This is a genomic window from Pseudomonas paralactis, from assembly GCF_001439735.1.
Lineage (GTDB): Bacteria > Pseudomonadota > Gammaproteobacteria > Pseudomonadales > Pseudomonadaceae > Aquipseudomonas > Aquipseudomonas paralactis.
Genome location: NZ_JYLN01000009.1, coordinates 1 through 14,879, shown reverse-complemented (window position 1 = coordinate 14,879; position 14,879 = coordinate 1). Strand labels below are relative to the sequence as shown.

The following is a 14,879-nucleotide window of genomic DNA, read 5'->3' as shown; positions in this document are numbered from 1 at the left end:
ACAACGGCGACGTCATCTAAGGTGAACTGGCAAGGCATTCTTGCGTTGAGGAACCATTTGATGCGCCCTTTTTTATTGCTCTTTCTGCTGTTCCCGGTGCTGGAGCTGTTCGTATTCGTTAAAGTCAGCGGTGCGATCGGGTTCTTCCCGGCGCTGTTGCTGATCATTGCAGGCTCCATGCTCGGCGTTCTGGTGTTGCGCGTGGCTGGCCTGGCCACGGCGCTGCGTGCCCGTGAAAGCCTGAACCGCGGCGAACTGCCGGCCCAAACCATGCTTGAGGGCCTGATGATGGCGCTGGCCGGTGGCCTGCTGATCCTGCCGGGCTTTATCAGCGACGTGCTCGGCCTGGTCCTGCTGCTGCCGTTTACCCGCAAACTGCTGGCCGGCAAGATGCGTCAGCGCGCCGAAGAGGCGGCCATACGCCAACGCGCGTTTGCCGACGACCTGCAACCCCGTGGCGGCCCGGCTCCGCGCCAACCGCTGGGGCGTGAAGGTGACGTGATCGAAGGCGAGTTCGAACACCGCGACAACAAATAACCGCTTCACTGGCACGGCACCTTCGGGTGCCGTGTTGCATTTACCCGGAGAGTAATCTGAAAAAAATTTCCGCCCGGGCCCCTTGTAATAAGCTCATGCGCCCTTATGTAACGGTCACCGCAAGGTTTCTGGTGGTGACATCAGACAGACTTCCGCGTCTCGCCCTGCGAGCCGCGACCGGCACCGCCGGAATTTAACCCGCCGGAATTGATACCGGCCGATGAAAAACACAATTAGGAGAGATCGACAATGAAGCTTCGTCCTCTGCACGACCGCGTCGTAATCCGTCGCAGCGAAGAAGAAAAGAAAACCGCTGGCGGGATCGTTCTGCCAGGTTCGGCTGCTGAAAAAGCCAACCACGGTGTAATCGTCGCTGCTGGCCCAGGCAAAACCCTGGAGAACGGTGATGTACGCGCACTGGCCGTGAAAGTGGGTGACAAGGTTGTTTTCGGCCCTTACTCCGGCAGCAACACTGTGAAAGTAGACGGCGAAGACCTGCTGGTCATGGCTGAGAACGAAATTCTCGCCATTCTGGAAGACTGATTTCCTCGCTAATTTTCCCGTTACTACAAAGTATTTAAGGAATATCGATCATGGCTGCTAAAGAAGTTCTGTTTGGCGATTCCGCCCGTAAAAAAATGCTCAAAGGCGTTAACGTCCTGGCTGACGCGGTAAAAGCGACCCTGGGCCCGAAAGGCCGTAACGTGATCATCGAGAAGAGCTTCGGCGCTCCGACCATCACCAAGGACGGCGTTTCCGTCGCCAAAGAAATCGAACTGAAAGACCGTTTCGAGAACATGGGCGCGCAGCTGGTCAAAGACGTTGCCTCCCGTGCCAACGATGACGCAGGCGACGGCACCACCACTGCTACCGTACTGGCTCAGGCGATCGTCAACGAGGGCTACAAGGCCGTTGCTGCCGGCATGAACCCTATGGACCTCAAGCGTGGCATCGACAAGGCGACCGTCGCCATCGTTGCCGAGCTGAAAAACCTGTCCAAGCCATGCGCCGACACCAAGGCCATCGCTCAGGTAGGCACCATCTCCGCCAACTCCGACAGCTCCATCGGTGACATCATTGCCGAAGCCATGGAAAAAGTCGGTAAAGAAGGCGTGATCACCGTTGAAGAAGGCTCGGGCCTGGAAAACGAACTGTCGGTTGTAGAAGGCATGCAGTTCGACCGTGGCTACCTGTCTCCTTACTTCGTCAACAAGCCAGAGACCATGGTTGCCGAGCTGGACAACCCGCTGATCCTGCTGGTCGACAAGAAGATCTCCAACATCCGCGAAATGCTGCCAGTACTGGAAGCCGTTGCCAAAGCCGGCCGCCCATTGCTGATCGTTTCCGAAGACGTTGAAGGCGAAGCCCTGGCGACGCTGGTTGTGAACAACATGCGTGGCATCGTCAAGGTTGCAGCCGTCAAGGCTCCAGGCTTCGGCGACCGTCGCAAGGCCATGCTGCAGGACATCGCCGTATTGACCGGCGGTACCGTTATCTCCGAAGAGATCGGCCTGAGCCTGGAAAGCGCCACCCTGGAAAACCTGGGTAGCGCCAAGCGCGTGACCATCTCCAAGGAAAACACCATCATCGTTGACGGTGCTGGCGTTGAAGGCGACATCGAGTCGCGTATCGCGCAGATCCGTGCACAGGTTGCCGAAACTTCCTCGGATTACGACCGTGAAAAACTGCAAGAGCGCCTGGCCAAGCTGTCCGGCGGCGTTGCAGTGATCAAGGTTGGCGCTGGTTCCGAAGTTGAAATGAAAGAGAAGAAGGCCCGCGTTGAAGACGCCCTGCACGCAACCCGTGCAGCCGTTGAAGAAGGCGTGGTACCTGGCGGTGGCGTTGCGCTGATCCGTGCTCTGGAAGCGCTGACTAACCTGACCGGCGAAAACGCCGACCAGAACGTCGGTATCGCTGTGCTGCGTCGTGCTGTTGAAGCACCGCTGCGCCAGATCGCTGCCAACTCCGGCGACGAGCCAAGCGTTGTGGTCAACGAAGTCAAGAACGGCAAAGGTAACTACGGTTACAACGCTGCGACTGGCATCTACGGCGACATGATCGAAATGGGCATCCTGGACCCTACCAAGGTGACTCGTTCCGCGTTGCAGGCAGCAGCCTCCATCGGTGGCCTGATCCTGACCACTGAAGCTGCAATCGCTGACGAGCCGAAGGCCGAAGGCGCAGCTGGCGGCGGTATGCCAGATATGGGCGGCATGGGTGGCATGGGCGGCATGATGTAAGCCAGCCTTACCCGGCACTATAAAAAGCCCCGCCTGCAGTGATGCAGGCGGGGCTTTTTTATGCACGGTTGCATGCTGGACCTGTGGCGAGGGAGCTTGCTCCCGTGACTGGCGCAGTTCTCCCAGACACCCCCGCGATCCAACTGTGGGAGCTGGCTTGCCTGCGATGACGCCCTGCCAGCCGACGGCAATCTCCCTGACACCCCGCGATCCCAATGTGGGGCGGGCTTGCTCGCGAAGGCGGCCTGACAGTCAACACAGTTGGACCGGGTACATATCCGTTATTTAGGTAACGGCCACCTAGGGTTCCGCTCTGACAGCGGCTCACTTTTGAAAAAAGCGCAAAAGTAAGCAAAACGCTCTTGCCCCACCACTCGGCACCTCGCTTGGGCTCGGTGTGCCCGAACGCAGGCTTGAATCCGTGGGCCGCCGCCACGCGCCATCCATGGCGCGGGGCGGCTAACCCGGCGTCCTGCCGGGTTACCCACGAATTCAAGCCTGCGTTCGGCCAGCGTGGTTTAACGGGGCGCCTAAGATCAAAAGCCAGATCAAGATCACAAGCAGATCAAGATCAAGAGCGACTCGCTTCGCATCGTGGTTACCGTTGGCTTTCGCAGGCAGCCCTAATGGCTTTTTTGTAGGAGCGAGCTTGCTCGCGAAAAACTCAAAGGCGCCGCGTTCATTCAGCAAGCACGCGTTATCGTTGAAGCTTTTCGCGAGCAAGCTCGCTCCTACAGAAGGCTATGACCGTTTAACTGTCTGGCCCTACGGCTTGCCGTGAAGGTCGGTACAGCAACAAGCAATACAGCCCCAGGCAGATCAGCCAGCAAAAGATCGCTGTCCACACGTTGTGGGAAAAAAAGTGCGCCCCTTGCAGCATACGGCTGACGGAGAACACGCTGCCCAGGCTGACAGCAAAGATGAACGCGTAGCGCGCCAGTCGTGGCCGTCGATCCCGCAGGGCGAAGAACCAGGCGAACAAGGCAAACCCGGTGGCTGCATGTCCGCCGGGCCAGCAGCGGCCAGGTTTATCGGTAGGCGGGCGCGGGCTGAGCAGTTCGCTGTAGGTTTCCTGACCGCCGAATTCCTTAAGGCTCCAGGGGCATTGCACGGCGGTGATGGTTTTCAATGGCGACACGAACGCCGTCGCCATTCCCAGCGACAGCACCAGGCACACCAGTTCACGGCGGTACGGCTTGAGTCGCTGCAGGATGAAGCTGCCGACCAGCCCCAGAATCGCCAGCACCGAAAACAGGATCACCAGTTGCTTGGCACGGTCATGCAGGATGTCTTCAAGGAAGAAGCTATAGCGGCCAATAAAACCGCCAGCCTCTGCGCTATAGAAATGCCTGGCCAGGTCCATATCCAGCGAGGTCAGCTCCAGCAACAGCAAGGCCACTGCGGCGCCGGCAGGCAGGCCCAGGCACAGCCAAAAATTAAGCGGTTTGGAAACCGGTAAAGAGGAGGGGGATTTCATCACGAACCCTGGTGAAAAAGTCCCGTGCTCACCTGCACGGGACTTTTGATTAGCGTTTGCTTAAGGCTGGAGCCTCTTCCTTGGGCGCTTTCCAGCTCAGCAGTTGCTGTTTGTAGTCATAGCTGGCGGCCTGATAGTAGGTAATTGCCCGCTGGATCAATGGGTCATCGCTACCGACGCGCAACTCCTGGCTTGCTCCAAGGGCCTGGTCATGGCGACGCAAGCCTTGGCGCGGGCTGAGGATTGCCAGGTCCTTGCCGTCAAACAAGCCCAAATGCTGGTAGTTGCCCACCACGACTCGCGGTGGCAGCGGGTTGTCTTGCAACAGGTTACGGCCGAAGAACGTCGACTCGTAGCTCAGGTTGATCAGGCCCAGCAAGGTCGGCGCCAGGTCGATCTGGCTGGCCAGCTGTGCGGACTCTCGTGCGTCGATCAGCTTGGGAGCATAGATAAACAGAGGAATCTGGTAGTTGGTGATCGGCAGGTCTTCCTTGCCTGCGCTGCCGGCTGTGTGGTCGGCGACGAACACGAAAATGGTGTTATCGAACCATGGCTTTTGGCGGGCCGCCTCAAGGAACTGGTTGATGGCGTAGTCGGTGTATTTCACCGCACCATCGCGGCCCTTGCCGGATTTGATATCGATGCGCCCATCCGGGTAGGTATAGGGACGATGGTTGGAGGTGGTCATCAGTTGCAGCAAGAACGGCTGTTGCTTGGCGTAGTCGGCGTCGGCCAGTTTCAAGGTCTGCTTGAACAGGTCTTCGTCGGCCATGCCCCAGGCATTTTTAAACGAGATTTCTGACTCGGGCACGCTGCTTTGGTCCACGACCCGATAACCATTGCCGCTGAAAAACGCGTTCATGTTGTCGAAGTAACCGCGTCCGCCATAGACAAACACGCTGTCATAACCGATGGCCGCAAGTTGTTGGCCGAGGCTGGCGAACCCGCTTTCACGGCCGATGCGCTTGACGATCGAACGACCTGGCGTGGGTGGCACCGCCAGCGTAATGGCTTCCAGGCCCCGGTCGGTTCGTGTACCGGTGGCATAGAAGTTATTGAAGTACAGGCTTTGTTTGCGCAATGCATCCAGGTTCGGCGTGAGGTTGCGTTGATCGCCGTTACTGCCCATGTACTTGGCGCTGAAGCTCTCGATGGTCACCAGTACGATGTTGGGTTTACGCAGTGTTCCAGGGTTGGTGATGGCGCGGCGAATATCGAGCGGGTCCGGGTCGATAAAACGTGCATTGGGTTCGCTGAGTTCGGCGCGCAGTTGCCGGGCGACCAGATCGGTGGGCAGGCTCTGATAGAACTGGGTGTAGTCCAGTTCGTTATTGCGGAACGCGGCGAAGAATTGATAAGGGCCGTTGCTGGCCAATTCGTTTTTGTAGGCGTTACCGCCCTGGGCACGCGGGCTGTCCTGGCTGATCAGTTGCAGGCTGAGGCCGGCGACCACCAACAGGCCCAGAGCGTTGACCAAGCGGCCACGCAGTGCCGGCAACGGTGCCGCCATGGCGGCATTGAACGGTTTACGCAGGGCCAGGCTCAAGATGACGGCCAGCATCGCCAGCAGACTCAGCAACTTGCCGATTGGGTAAGACTCCAGCAGGTTGTTCAGCACCTCATCGGAATACACCAGGTAATCGACGGCGATAAAGTTGAAGCGCACGCCAAACTCATCCCAGAACAGCCATTCGGCCACCGAGGTGAACAGCATGGCGAACAGGCTGATCGTCAGCAGTGCCTGCAAGAACCAGCGGTGGCCGCGGCGGCGCCACAGTGCTGGCGGGCAGAGCAGCAAATACAAGCCCAGCGGCAAGGCCGCATAGGCAAGAAAGCCCAGGTCGTAGAGCAGACCCACGCCAAACACTGGCAGCAAGTTGCCGCCCACTTCATTCAGGTGAGTCACCAGCAACACGCTGCGAGTGAGCAGGAAAACCACTAACCATGCACCGATTATCAACAGCAGATAGCGCATTGGCGCCGTTTTGAGAAAGCCCATGTCCAGGTTCCTTAGATCAATGGGCGCGATCTTCACCCTGACACTGTGGTCGGTTTGTGAAGCTATAGTGAAAAACTCGTTTGACGTGCAATCAGTTGAAAAGCCTCGCCGGTGGGCCTTTGAGCTCTATCCCTGAGCCTCGCTTGGCCTTAAGCTGCGCGAGCCAACACGGCCGTTACCGCGTACGGAGACACTGCCCATGCGAATTCTTTTGGTTGAAGACAACCGCGATATCCTCGCCAACCTGGCCGATTACCTGGGGCTCAAAGGCTACACAGTGGACTGTGCGCAGGACGGCTTATCGGGCCTGCACCTGGCGGCCACCGAGCATTACGACCTGATCGTGCTCGATATCATGCTGCCTGGCATCGATGGCTACACCCTGTGCAAACGCCTGCGCGAAGACGCACGCCGCGATACGCCGGTGATCATGCTCACTGCGCGCGATCAACTGGATGATCGCCTGCAAGGCTTCAAATCCGGGGCTGATGATTACCTGCTCAAGCCATTTGCCTTGTCGGAACTGGCCGCGCGGATCGAGGCGGTGTTGCGGCGGGCCCAGGGTGGCGGTCGCCGTGCCCTGCAGGTGGGTGACCTGAACTACGACCTCGATACGTTGGAAGTCACCCGCGAAGGGCGCCTGCTCAAGCTCAACCCCGTAGGCCTGAAACTGCTGGCGGTGTTGATGCAGAAGAGCCCGCACGTATTGCGCCGGGAGATTCTTGAAGAGGCCCTGTGGGGCGATGACTGCCCGGACAGCGACAGCCTGCGCAGCCATGTTCATCAATTGCGCCAGGTGATCGATAAGCCCTTCGCCAAGCCGTTGTTGCAAACGGTGCACGGTGTGGGTTATCGCTTGGCCGAGGGCCGTGATGGAGTTTAAGCAAAGCCTTGCCCAACGGATCATCATCGCCTTTGCCTTGATGAGTGCGTTGGTGGCGGGGGCCTTCGCCATGGGGATCGTTGCGACGGTGCACCTGGTCGAAGAGAAGTTGATCTCGGCGGGCCTGGGCGGTGACCTGCAACGCTTGCTGTTGATGGACAGCCTGGAAGACTGGCGACATCGGCCGGAGCCGGACCAGCTGTTCTACTTCAGCGGCGGGCAAGGCGATTTCGAGTTGCCCAAGGATCTTCGGCATCTGGACCCGGGCTTTCACGAAGTCTTTCGCGAATCCCTGTCGTACCACGCCATGGTCGAGGTGATCGACGGTCGGCGCTATGTGCTGTTGCAGGATCAAAGCGATTTCGAAGAGCGTGAGCGCGTGCTGTTTGCCGTGGTGCTGGTGGGGTTCGTGCTCAGCCTGGCGCTGGCGGTGTTCCTCGGCTGGGTGCTGGCCCGCAAGGTGATGGCGCCGGTGGTGCGCCTGGCCCGCCAGGTCCGCCATCGCGACCAGTTGCTGGGATTGGCGCCACCTCTGGCGCCGGACTATGCGGCCGATGAAGTGGGCGAGTTGGCGGTGGCGTTCGATGCCACGCTGGGTCGTCTGCGACAGGCGTTGTCCCGTGAGCAGTTGTTTACCAGCGATGTAAGCCATGAGTTGCGCACGCCCTTGATGGTGCTGGCCAGCTCGTGTGAACTGCTGCTGGAAAACCCGGCCATCGATCAACGCGGTCGTAACCAGGTCCAGCGAATCGCGCGGGCCTGTGAAGAAATGCGTGAACTGGTGCAGACCTTCCTGATGCTGGCCCGCGCCAAACACGACGACACCGCCATGTCGGCTCAGGTCAACCTGACGCAGGTCGCCGAGGACTTGCTCGGAATCTGGCGTGGGCCTATCGAGCAAAAAGGCCTTGAGTTGATCTACTGCCCTGGCAACCCACTGGATACCCGCTACAACACCACGTTCCTGCACGCGGTGATGGGTAACCTGTTGCGCAATGCACTGCATTACACCGAGCAAGGGTTTATCCGCCTCACGCTGGAGCCGAGTGGTTTTGTGGTGGAGGACTCTGGCGTGGGTATTCCTGAAGACAAGCGCGAAGCAATGTTCGAGCCTTTTGTGCGTGGCAGCGAGAACCGTGGCGAGGGGCTGGGGCTGGGCCTTTCGCTGGTGCAACGGATCTGCGAAAGCCAGGGCTGGAGCGTGAGCTTGACGACCATGGAGCCCAATGGCTGCCGTTTTCATGTGGAATTGAGCCAGGTCAAAACCTGACCGTTCAGTCTGTCGCTTTGCGGATGCAGACTGCCTGCTTTTCAGCGAAGATGGCCCGATGCTACTGAATGTTTCTGTAAAGTCTTGAAATGTATGCATTTGGACAGGACAAGATTTTCACAATGAGTTGACCTGTTGATTACGTTTAGCTGCTTAAGGTTGTAGGCATTAGTTACCGGAGACGTACGATGCCTTCCCCAATCAAGTTGGAATTTTCCGAAAAGTACGACGATCAACACGCGCAGCAATATTTACTCAAACATCAGGACAATCTGGCTCGCCGGTTGTCCCACAAACGCGACGAGCAACTGGCGCGCGGTGCACTGGCCATGGCTGGTGAGCCAGGCCTGGTGCTGGACTTGCCTTGTGGTGCCGGACGTTTCTGGCCGTTGCTGGCCGAAAAACCCAACCGTGTGATTATCGGGGCTGATAATTCGGCGTCGATGTTAAAGATCGCCACTACCGCTCAACCGGCGGAGGTGGTGAAACGGGTACGCCCTTTGCAGACATCTGCCTTTGATATCGATTTGCCAGATAACTCCGTCGACAGTATTTTCTGCATGCGCTTGATGCACCACATCGGTGAACCGGAGCACAGGCTGACAATACTGCGCGAGTTTCAGCGGGTTACCCGCGACAGCGTGATTATTTCGCTGTGGGTGGACGGCAATTTCAAGGCCTGGAAGCGCAAGCGCAGCGAAGTACGTCGTCGCAATAGAGGTGAGCAGGAAGGTTACCAAAACCGGTTTGTGTTACCGGCTGCTACTGTCGAGGCAGAATTCGAGCAGGCCGGTTTCCGTGTTCAGGAATCCCTGGACTTCATACCGCTCTACGCCATGTGGCGAGTGTATGTATTGCGCAAGAGGTAACAGATGGCAGTTGAGTGCGTAGCAGGCAGTCATGTAGCTCCCGAGGAGCGGTTTGATTATTTCTGGCGTCAGAAGGGTGAGTGGGTCGAAGAACCCAATCGCCGGCGTGGCGGTGAAAGTGGTGTGCAGCGGGTGGTCAGCCCTAATGGGCGTTTGCTGTATTGCAAGCGTCAGACCGGCCACATCTACCGCAGCTGGTTGCATCCCTTTGGGCGTCCGACCGTGCTGCGTGAGCGTGATGCCTTGAAGGGCCTGCGTTTGCTGGATGTGCGCGTACCGGAGTTGGTGTTTTGCGAGGCGCGACGCGACCCGCAACATCAATGGAAAGCCCTGTTGGTGACCGCGTCCCTTGACGGTTTCGACGAAATCGAAAACTGGTATGCCGCCGGTGGCCGTGAGCAGTACGGCGAGGCGGTCCACGAGCGTTTGCTCCAGGAATTGGCCGGTACCCTGGCCCGTATGCACAAAGGCCGCTGGCAACACGGTTGCCTGTATATCAAGCACATTTTCGTTCGGGTAACCGGTGAGCCTGATGCGGCAATTGTGGAAGTGGCGCTGCTGGACTTTGAAAAATGTCGCCAGCGTTTGACCGCTTATCGGGCCGCGTCCCACGACATGCTGCAATTGCGCCGCCATTCGTCGTGGAATGATACCGACTGGAAAAAACTCAGCTACTTTTACGAGACGGCGTTTGGCAGCGCTATCAAGGGTTTAACCAGATGAAGCTAGAAATAGCACGAGGTTTGTTTTTGGTCGGGGCATTGGGCATATCAGCCCTGGCCCTGGCCGCATGGGAACAACCTCGCACACAGGTGCTCAGTGCTGTAGACGGTGGCGGGCAATGCCTGCTGCCGCGTATTGCCAAGGCGAGTGTGGCGGTCAAGCCGGATCATGATTTGCTGTTATTCATGTTCGGGATGTCTCAAGCGATGAGGCCGCACAGTTGAAACGAGTCAAACCCCCGGAAAGGGCCTTGCGATGCGAGGCCCTTTTTTTATGCCTGACGCTTTAACTGTTGTAGGAGCGAGCTTGCTCGCGAAAAACCTGAGGACGGCGCGTTCATCCAGGATGGGCGCGTTATCGTTGGCGATCTTCGCGAGCAAGCTCGCTCCTACAGAAGGGTCATTTCAGGCCATGTGCAGGTGGTTGTCCCAGAACCCCGCCGGTAACTCCAGTGGTGTTGCCAGTAACTTTTCCTGGCGGCAGTCATAGAAGCGGCAACGCCCCTGACCGGATGTCACCACAAAGCCATCCGCCACAGCACCCACCCCCGCACAGTCGGGCAAGGGGCCATCCAGGCGCAGCTCAGCGCTGTCCATATCCCAGATGAAGAAACGGTTGCCACGCGGTGCTGTCAGCGCCACCAGGCGCAGTTCGTTGTGCACCGCCACGCTGGCGGTGTAATGCCCCATCGCTTGCAGTTGCTCATCGGCCACCGGGAAAGCCACAAAAGGCTGGCCCGGGCGCTTGATCGCCAGTAACTCTGAACGCTCCTGGGACGGCCCCATGAACTGCTGCCCGGTGAGGATGGTGCCATCGCTGGCGATCCCCATGTGGCGCACGCTGTTCATCTGCTGGCCCAACGTTTCCTTGCTGATCAGGGTGCCATCGCGCTGCATCAACACCAGGCTCGGTTCCATGGCGTTGAGGTTCATCTCCACGCGGCTTTCGGCTTCGGTGCGAATGCCGCCGTTGGCCACCACCAGGGTTTCACCGTCGGGCATCCATGACACCTGATGCGGGCCGATACCGTGGGTGGAAATCTCACCGCTGTGCACCAGCCGCTCGCCTTCAAACGTGTACACACCCAACAACCCGCGACCGGGATCGGAGGTGTCGTTCTCGGTGGCGTACAGCCAGTCGCCGCTCTTGTGGATCACCGCATGGCCGTAAAAGTGGCGGTTGGCGTTTGAGGTGATGGTTTGCAGCAGCGTGCCGTCGCGCACGTCGATCAGGTAGCTCTCGGTGCCCGGACGACGGGCGACGAACAGCGCAATCGGCAGCGTCGGGTGGTTGATGATGTCGTGGCAACGCTGGCCGACCTGGGTGGCAAAGACCGGCTTGCCGTCCAGGCGGTAGCCGACAGCGTAGTGCTTGCCATCGGCATCATCGCGTGCCGAGAGCAGCAGCGGCCCCTTGTCTTTGCCTTTGAACAGCGTCCAGCCGCCCAACGTGAGGGCGCTGAGCAACACGCTACCGAGCGCCAAAGCCTGTCGCCTGAGCATCATCAGTCACCGTCGTTGGCGTTAAAGCCCAGTTGGACGCCCAATGCTTTGGCCAGCTCGCCCTCGTGAAGGCGATGGACCACATTGAGGCTGTCGTAGATATCGTTGAGTTGCTGGCGCCCGGCGTCATCGTTCAACAGTTCGTTGAGGGAGCGCTGGTTGCTGGCGAACAGTTTCAGCGACGCGGCATAGGCGGCGTCGATCTTCTCGGCCAACGGCTTCTGATCGCTGGGCAACAGGCCGCGCAGGCCTTTGTTGTCGACACCCACCCACACGGTCTGTGCGGCGGCGAGGCTGGCCTCCAGGCTTTGCAGGGAGGACTGGCTGCGCCATGCATCGGCCTGGAAGGGTTGTGGAATGCCCTTGGTCTGGCGGCCCATCGGGGTGCCGAGTTTTTTCTTAAGGGTGTCCAGCGCCGTCACTTGCACGCGCAGCAGATCGGCGATGGCTTCGTGGGAATCAGCGTAGCGCTGGTTCGGAAACTTGGTCATCTGCGCGAGCATACCGTCGGTGCTGTTCCAGCTGGCGAGGATCTCCTCGGCCAGGACTTTCTGGCGCTCGCCGATGGCCATCAGCAACGGGCAATAGCGGGCTTTCTGGGCCTCGTCGGCGACGTCGGGCTTGGCGTCGTAGAGGATGTATTCGTAGGCCGACAGGCCCTGCACCACCACACTGGATTTGGCCAGGGCGGCCGCATCGATCTGCGGCTGGGCGCTGACCAGTTGCTCGACCTGGCGACCGACCAGGTTCTTCTTGTCCGGCCAGAACTGCACCTGCCAGGCGCGGTTGCCCTCGGCCAGCGGGCCGATCAGCAGCGGTTGCAATTCGGCCCAGGCTTTTTGCGCGTGCAGGAAGTCGGCGCGGGCGGTGTCCAGGCTTTCCTTGCCCTGGCAGTAGGCCAGGGCGCTGACGGCCAGTTGACGGTCGGCTTCAACCCAACGGCTGTAGGTCGGCAGGATCACCTGCTTGGCGATGGCCGCCGAGGTCACCGCTTGCGGATCCTGGGGCGAGCACGCGCCCAGGGCAAGGGCGGCGAGGCTGGTGAACAACAACTTGGGACGAAACATGTCGAGCTCCCTTCTGTGAGTGGGGCAAAGCTTATAAAGAATTCAGGAACGCCAGCAACGCGGCACGCTGCTCGGCGTTAAACGACAACACATGTTGCTGCGCCGCTTGTGCTTGCCCGCCGTGCCACAGCACGGCCTCAAGCAGGTTGCGGGCGCGGCCATCATGCAAAAACTGGGTGTGGCCACTGACGGTTTGCGTCAGGCCAATGCCCCACAGCGGCGGGGTGCGCCACTCACGGCCAGTGGCTTTGAATTCAGTGCGGTTGTCGGCCAGGCCTTCGCCCATATCGTGCAACAACAGGTCGCTGTACGGGCGGATCACCTGGTTGGCCAGTTCAGGTTCGGCGGCGTTGGCGGCCGTGGTGAATGTCGGCGTGTGGCAGCCCTGGCAACCGGCCTGGTAGAACAGGTTCTTGCCGGCCAGCACTTGAGGCGTGTTGACGTCCCGACGTGCAGGCACTGCGAGGTTGCGGGTGTAGAACAGTACCAGGCGCAGGATGTTATCGCTGACTTCCGGCTCGCCGTCAGGGCCGTTGCCATTGGGCGCCTGTTTGCAGGCCACTTGGGCGTCGGTGCAGTCATCGAAGGGTCTCAGGGAAGTCGTGAGGCCCATATCACCCGAAAACGCGTGAACATTTTGTTGATTGAGGTTGGGTTGCCCGGCTTTCCAGCCAAAACGCCCGAGGACGGTTTTATGCTGGGCGTCATCCCAGACCCAATTGGCGCGGCCGACGATGGCGTCTTTGTCGGCGGTCTTGGGGTCGGTGTTGCGCAGGATATCGGCGTCACTGATTGCTTCGAGCAGGCCCAGGCCGATCATCGGCGGGGCGATACGCGCCGAGAAGCGTGTGTCGGGGTGCATCGGGCCGTAGCCGAGTTGGGTAATCTGCAGGTCGGGCTTGCGCAATTCAACCACCGTACCGTCCTTGAACCTGACGGTGACCGGTGTGTAGTCGACCCGCACCTTGCCTTCCGGCGCAACGCCGGGCACCGCCATATCCTGAAGCTGTCCGCCGTAGACTGGCTCGGGTACCACGCCGATCTGTTCGATGAGCTTGGCGTAATGCGGGGCATCGGGAACAGATAGGCGCACCAGCATCGACACGGCATTGGGTGCGTCGGGCAGTGGCGGGTGGCCACGGCCATCCTTGATATGGCAGTTCTGGCAGGCGTTGGTATTGAACAGCGGGCCCAGGCCATCCCGAGCCGTGGTGGTGGCTGGCGCAATCACCCAGGGGTTGCGGAAAAAGCTGTTGCCGACGCTGAAGTCCAGGCGACGGGTGGGCGCCAGGTTGGCCGAGGGCAGGGAAAAGGCGTTCTGGTCGCGCTTGTTTACCGTCGTCGCGCCACCGGATCGCGATTCACCCGGCTCGGCCTTGGTGAAGCGAGGGGCGTCGTCGCAAGCCGTCAGGCATAGAGCCATCAACGCTGCAGACAGGTAAGAAAGCGAACGGAACATCGAGATTCCTGGACGAGGGCGCAAAATCTGGTCGCAAAGTCTAACAGGGCCGGGCGGTTTGAATAAGAGCAATTATCGTTTGGTGGCATCGCGATTCTTTCCCGCTAGAATGACCGCACATTTTTTTCTGGAGGTGGCCAATGCAGGCTCTCGACGCTTTGCTCAACCGTGTTTCCGTGCCGCGTTTACTTGACCCGGCACCGACCCAGGAGCAGCGCGACCTGTTGTTCGCTGCCGCCATGCGTGCGCCCGATCATGGTCAGTTGCGCCCTTGGCGTTTCCTTACCGTAGAAGGTGCAGCCCGTGAGCAGATGGGCACGCTGTTGGCCGAAGCCGCCCGGCTGCAGGATGCCGACGCACCGCAAGCTGTCATCGACAAGGCCCAGAACGGCCCGCTGCGTGCGCCGTTGGTAGTGGTGGTGATTGCGCGCCTGCAAGAGCACTTCAAGGTGCCCAAGTCCGAGCAATTGCTGGCGGCAGCCTGTGCGGCCCACGGCATCCTGCTGGCGGCGTATGCCCAGGGGATTGGTGCAGTGTGGCGTACCGGCGAATTGTCCTACTCTGCCCATGTCGCCAAAGGCCTGGGGCTGGCGGCGAATGAAGAAGTGATTGGTTTTCTCTACTTGGGCACACCGCAGAACCCGCCACGCACCGCGCCGAAGGAAGACCTGACGCCGTTCGTCCAGGCCTGGCCCGGCCTGTAATTCACCCCCCTCCTGCTCTATATGTAATTAGATGGACTCGCCCAAGCCGAGGCGTCTATGCGCCACGGTGGCATTCTTATAGAAGCCAACGACAGCGAGGGCGAGCCCATGAAAAAGCATACGACGATCAATCAGTCTTTGTCAGCCGA

Annotated in this window: 14 protein-coding genes; 9 read left to right on the top strand and 5 right to left on the bottom strand. The window is 59.6% G+C overall.

From position 1 onward, the window contains the following. The first annotated feature begins 60 nt into the window (after window positions 1-60). The 3 genes from TX23_RS21035 (at window position 61) to groL (ending at window position 2,777) form a co-directional block, all read left to right on the top strand. Window positions 61-537: an FxsA family protein gene (locus TX23_RS21035; RefSeq protein ID WP_032879654.1), complete on the top strand. Its 477-nt coding sequence runs from the start codon at window positions 61-63 to the stop codon at window positions 535-537. A 249-nt stretch (window positions 538-786) separates the two neighbouring features. After that, complete coding sequence (locus tag TX23_RS21030) at window positions 787-1,080, top strand: co-chaperone GroES (protein WP_057703865.1); 294 nt, start codon at window positions 787-789, stop codon at window positions 1,078-1,080. Between the two features lie 50 nt (window positions 1,081-1,130). After that, the gene (gene groL / locus TX23_RS21025) at window positions 1,131-2,777 is read left to right on the top strand and encodes a chaperonin GroEL (RefSeq protein ID WP_057703864.1); all 1,647 of its coding nucleotides are present in this window, start codon (window positions 1,131-1,133) and stop codon (window positions 2,775-2,777) included. 751 nt (window positions 2,778-3,528) lie between these two features. On the opposite strand, the gene TX23_RS21015 is transcribed toward groL, so the two are convergent. Then, window positions 3,529-4,254: a phosphatase PAP2 family protein gene (locus TX23_RS21015; RefSeq protein ID WP_057703862.1), complete on the bottom strand. Its 726-nt coding sequence runs from the start codon at window positions 4,252-4,254 to the stop codon at window positions 3,529-3,531. A gap of 49 nt (window positions 4,255-4,303) precedes the next feature. Beyond that, window positions 4,304-6,253 carry an LTA synthase family protein gene (locus TX23_RS21010; protein ID WP_057703861.1) on the bottom strand — a complete coding sequence of 650 codons (1,950 nt, stop codon included), beginning with the start codon at window positions 6,251-6,253 and terminating at the stop codon, window positions 4,304-4,306. 199 nt (window positions 6,254-6,452) lie between these two features. On the opposite strand from TX23_RS21010, the gene colR reads away from it, so the two are divergent. The 5 genes from colR (at window position 6,453) to TX23_RS20985 (ending at window position 10,222) form a co-directional block, all read left to right on the top strand. Beyond that, on the top strand, window positions 6,453-7,136 hold the full coding sequence (gene colR / locus TX23_RS21005) for a two-component system response regulator ColR (protein ID WP_003208587.1): 684 nt from the start codon (window positions 6,453-6,455) through the stop codon (window positions 7,134-7,136). Then, on the top strand, window positions 7,126-8,406 hold the full coding sequence (locus tag TX23_RS21000; RefSeq protein WP_057703860.1) for a sensor histidine kinase: 1,281 nt from the start codon (window positions 7,126-7,128) through the stop codon (window positions 8,404-8,406). Before colR ends, TX23_RS21000 begins: the two co-directional genes overlap by 11 nt. Window positions 8,407-8,594: 188 nt before the next feature. Continuing rightward, window positions 8,595-9,275: a class I SAM-dependent methyltransferase gene (locus TX23_RS20995; protein ID WP_057703859.1), complete on the top strand. Its 681-nt coding sequence runs from the start codon at window positions 8,595-8,597 to the stop codon at window positions 9,273-9,275. Between the two features lie 3 nt (window positions 9,276-9,278). Then, window positions 9,279-9,998, top strand: coding sequence for a lipopolysaccharide kinase InaA family protein (locus tag TX23_RS20990; protein WP_057703858.1), 720 nt, complete (start codon window positions 9,279-9,281; stop codon window positions 9,996-9,998). Continuing rightward, window positions 9,995-10,222 carry a hypothetical protein gene (locus TX23_RS20985; RefSeq protein WP_057703857.1) on the top strand — a complete coding sequence of 76 codons (228 nt, stop codon included), beginning with the start codon at window positions 9,995-9,997 and terminating at the stop codon, window positions 10,220-10,222. The genes TX23_RS20990 and TX23_RS20985 overlap by 4 nt, the downstream gene beginning before the upstream one ends. A gap of 180 nt (window positions 10,223-10,402) precedes the next feature. On the opposite strand, the gene TX23_RS20980 is transcribed toward TX23_RS20985, so the two are convergent. From TX23_RS20980 to TX23_RS20970, 3 genes are read right to left on the bottom strand one after another with little or no spacing between them, the layout of a single operon-like run. Beyond that, window positions 10,403-11,500 carry a DUF1513 domain-containing protein gene (locus tag TX23_RS20980; protein WP_057704003.1) on the bottom strand — a complete coding sequence of 366 codons (1,098 nt, stop codon included), beginning with the start codon at window positions 11,498-11,500 and terminating at the stop codon, window positions 10,403-10,405. Between the two features lie 2 nt (window positions 11,501-11,502). Further along, entirely contained in the window at window positions 11,503-12,567 is a 1,065-nt protein-coding gene (locus tag TX23_RS20975; protein WP_057703856.1) for an imelysin family protein, read from the bottom strand. Between the two features lie 31 nt (window positions 12,568-12,598). Next, window positions 12,599-14,026 (bottom strand): di-heme oxidoreductase family protein, encoded by a 1,428-nt coding sequence (locus tag TX23_RS20970; protein WP_057703855.1) that lies wholly within the window; start codon window positions 14,024-14,026, stop codon window positions 12,599-12,601. Window positions 14,027-14,166: 140 nt separating this feature from the next. Between TX23_RS20970 and TX23_RS20965 the strand changes: the two genes are divergently transcribed. Continuing rightward, entirely contained in the window at window positions 14,167-14,730 is a 564-nt protein-coding gene (locus TX23_RS20965; RefSeq protein WP_057703854.1) for an NAD(P)H nitroreductase, read from the top strand. Window positions 14,731-14,879 lie beyond the last annotated feature (149 nt).